A 3,571-nucleotide genomic window follows, 5' to 3' on the forward strand; every position below is an offset into this window, starting at 1 on the left:
GTACACCATCTCACCGACGAGATCTTCCAGTCCGCAGCGCATCCTGTCTGGCAAGTTCCGTAGGTTGTTCATGCTGCAGCGCCGCACATTTCATGCCGAAACGGCGCTGTTAGAGGCTGCGCTCTAATGTTCCCGAAGGCGCCGCCCAGCGAGCGGCTGACCGACGTCGAGCACTCAGTTCCCGAGCGGTTGTGCCAGGAACTCCAGGACTGACAGGGAGGCGATCTTGGTACCGACCGGTATCGCATCGAGGTTGACCTAGTATTACATCCCGTAAATAGCTTTATGTAATAGGCTCGAAGTAGGGGCCGAGCAAGGAGACGACCAGCTCGGCGACCGTGGCGAGGTCCCCGGTGCCGGGCAAGGGCTCCCATCACGGTGTGGCTGCGGAACGCGGCTGAGTAGGAGTTGCGCGCGAGCTCGGTGAGGCGTGCGATGGTGTCGACGGTGTCGTGCAGTCCCCACTCTTCGCGTGAGCCATGGCGGCAAGCGCGCAGGACCGCCGAAGCGGCATCGGAACGGCTGGCCTCGATGCTGCCCGCCTCCGCCGCTGGCAAGGTTTGATATCAAACTATAATTTTCGATTGATATCGAAGCGGGGCACGGCGTGAAACGAGACGAAACCATTGAGCAGAACCCGGCAGCCGACGCGCCGCTCGCGCTCGGCATGCTGCCCGGGCTGATCGGGCGGCAGCTTCGCATGGCGCAGCTGCGGGCCTTCAAGGACTACGCCATGGAGGTCGAGGGCGCGAGCCTGACCCCGGGCAGCTTCGAGACCTTGGAGCTGCTCGACCAAAATCCCGGCCTTGGCCAGACCCGCCTGGCCACCGCCATCGGGCTCGACAAGTCGAGCCTGGTGCCGATGATCGCAAGACTCGAGTCGCTCGAGCTGGTGGAGCGCGAGGCGTCTCGCATCGACAAGCGCGCCGTCGAGTTGCGGATCACCGCCAAGGGGCGCCGCACCCTGCGCCTGCTTCGCGCCTACGTCCTCGAACGCGATGCGTGGATCACGCGGGGCATGACCCGCGGCGAGACCGACACGCTCAACCGGCTGCTCAAGCGCATCGCCCAGATCAATGGCTAGGGTGACAGGCCCTGGACGAYGGTGTTGCGCAGGACGCCGATGCCTTCGATCTCGGCTTCGATCACGTCGCCGACCTTCAGCAGCCGCTCTGGATGACGGCGCCCGAAACCAGCGCCACCGCCAGGCGTGCCGGTCGTCACCACATCGCCAGGCTCGAGCCCCAGCTTCGACCAGTACGAAACGACCGCGGCGCACTTGTGAATCATGTCGCTGGTGCGACCATCCTGTCGCGCCACCCCGTTGACCCGCAGTTGCAGCCGCAAGTCGTCGGGGTCTGGAATCTCGTCCTTCGTGACGATGACAGGCCCGAGCGGACAGGCGCCAGGGAAATTCTTGCCGACGAACACCAGGCCCATCTCCTTCTCCTGCAGGATCACGTCGCGCAGGCTCAGGTCGTTGACGATCGTGTAGCCCGCCACGGCTTCGAGCCAGCGTTCGGGCGGCAGGTCCTTGCAGTGCTTGCCGATCACGATCGAGAACTCGACCTCGTAGTCAAGCTCGTCCCCGAAGCGCGGATAGACGATCGGCGCGTCGGGGCCGACCACCGCCGAGGACATCTTGAGGAAGGCGGGCGGGTAGGGCGGCAAGGGTCGGTCGAGGGCGCCGGTCGAACGGCCTTCCTGGATGTGGTCCTGGTAGTTGGCGCCGATCGCGACGATCTTGGGCGGCCTCGGCAGCGGCGCCAGCAGCCGCACTTCGCCATGGCGGTGCATCGATGAATCAAGCTCGGACCGGATCGCGAACGCCACGCATCGGCGCGCTTCGTCGATGGCGGCGTCGCCGCCTTCGAGCAGCTTCCGCATCTCGCTCGGCAGCGGCCGCGTCGCATCGCCGACGGTGCGCGCCAGCGCTGCATGGGCGTCGGCGATGTCCACCAGCCATTGCGCGCCTTGGACGGTCTCGAGCGCCGCCGCGCGCGCGTCGCCCGTGACGGGATGGACGAAGGTGGCGAGCTTCATGCGCGGCCTCCTTCGAAAGGGCCGGCCGCTTGCTCGATGCGCCGAACCAGCCGTACGGCCCGCGCCGCCGCCTGGCCCTGCGCGACCGCAACTTCGATGCGCTGCAGCGCGTCGGCCGATGCCCGGCTGCCGATGACCTCGACCCGGCTCACGCCTGGCACGTCGCGCAGCGCGGGTTCGACGGTGCCGGCCGTGGTGACGGGCCGGAAGTCGCAGCCGGTGCACATGCCGGTGTAGCGCACGCGCACCTCGCCGGTGTCGTCGACGCCATCGAGCTCGATGCCGCCCGCATGCGAGCGGATCAGCCTATTGATCGAATCGATGCGGCGCGCCAGCATCTGCCGATCGATCGCCGCGGCCGTCATGACGTCGTCCTTTCGCCGGCCAGTTCCTTCTTCTTCTGTTCGATGTCCACGCCCATCAGGCGCGCGAAATTCTCGCCGAAGATCTTCTTCTTGTCGGCGCGCGTGATCTGCGGATAGCCGTAGCCGCTGCGCAGATCGTCGGGTATCTGAAGGTTCAGGAAGGCCTCGATGGATGGCGTCGGACCGCCGGCCAACGCGGCTTCGGAGCCCCACAGCAGCTTGTCGGCGCCGCCGACCTGCAGCAGGCGGCCCAGGTACTCCTGCACGCGCCGCGGCGCGATCCGATAGAAAGACATGTAGCCGGCCATCGACAGATAGACGTTCGGAAAGCGCGCAGTGATCGACACCATTTCCTCGAAGTAGGGCAGGGCGAGGTGATGCACGATGAAACGGATGTTCGGGAAGTCGCGGGCCGGCGCCTGCAGGTCGATCGGGCTCAGTTTCTCCATGTTCTGCTGTCCCCACGGGTTGCCCTTGTGGAACTGAAGCACGTCGACGCCGGCCGCCAGCGCGCGTTCGTACATCGGGTAGGCGATCTTCTCGTCGTCGCAGCGCCAGCAATCCTCCAGCCGCTGATGCGCGTTGTAGAACTTGAAGGATCGCGCGCCCATGTCATGCACCTGGTGGTCGATCTGCTGCAGCGCATCGTCGAGCCCGCGGACCATCGGGTCGACACCGCCGCAGAACATCACGCGGTCGGGGTAAGCCGCCGCCATGGCGTGCTGGAGCACGATGGGCGACTCCCAATCCTTGAACCAGTCGAACATCGGAACCACCTGGGCCATCGCCATGTCGGTGGGAGAGCCTTCGAAGACCAACTGGTACATGTCCTCGACTTCCCATCGGCGAAACCAGTCGAAGTCCGGCTCGTTGCGCGGTGCCGGCCCGGGCCAGCGCAAGCCGCCGATCTGCCGCACGATCTGGTCGCGGGTCTGCCGGGCGTCGGGTACATCGTCGCGCAGATTCGGCGTCGACATGTCGGACAGGTGGATGACGTTGTCGAAGATGAAGATGTCGTTGATCATGGGTTTCGTTCCGGGTGGATGTCAGTCGGGCTTGACGCCGGTCCGCTTGACCATGTCGGCGAGCGTGGCGACATCCGAGCGCACACGCTGTCGCACCTCGTCGGGCGTGGCCTTGACCGGCACGAAGCCGAGTTCGGA

The 3,571-nt window shown here is 65.9% G+C and carries 4 protein-coding genes; 1 reads left to right on the plus strand and 3 read right to left on the minus strand.

Annotated elements, in window-relative coordinates; translation table 11 throughout:
* Positions 1 to 607: 607 nt before the first annotated feature.
* Complete coding sequence (locus AC1DY5_RS47260) at positions 608 to 1,084, plus strand: MarR family winged helix-turn-helix transcriptional regulator (protein WP_478121279.1); 477 nt, start codon at positions 608 to 610, stop codon at positions 1,082 to 1,084.
* Here the strand turns inward: AC1DY5_RS47260 and AC1DY5_RS47265 are convergent.
* From AC1DY5_RS47265 to AC1DY5_RS47275, 3 genes are read right to left on the minus strand one after another with little or no spacing between them, the layout of a single operon-like run.
* Positions 1,081 to 2,043, minus strand: coding sequence for a fumarylacetoacetate hydrolase family protein (locus AC1DY5_RS47265; protein ID WP_478121280.1), 963 nt, complete (start codon positions 2,041 to 2,043; stop codon positions 1,081 to 1,083). The genes AC1DY5_RS47260 and AC1DY5_RS47265 overlap by 4 nt on opposite strands.
* On the minus strand, positions 2,040 to 2,408 hold the full coding sequence (locus tag AC1DY5_RS47270) for a NifU family protein (protein ID WP_478121281.1): 369 nt from the start codon (positions 2,406 to 2,408) through the stop codon (positions 2,040 to 2,042). Before AC1DY5_RS47270 ends, AC1DY5_RS47265 begins: the two co-directional genes overlap by 4 nt.
* Positions 2,405 to 3,433, minus strand: a complete 1,029-nt coding sequence (locus AC1DY5_RS47275) for an amidohydrolase family protein (RefSeq protein WP_478121282.1) — start codon at positions 3,431 to 3,433, stop codon at positions 2,405 to 2,407. Before AC1DY5_RS47275 ends, AC1DY5_RS47270 begins: the two co-directional genes overlap by 4 nt.
* Between the last annotated feature and the right edge of the window lie 138 nt (positions 3,434 to 3,571).

The sequence above is a fragment of the Variovorax sp. P4_D9 genome, assembly GCF_056401695.1.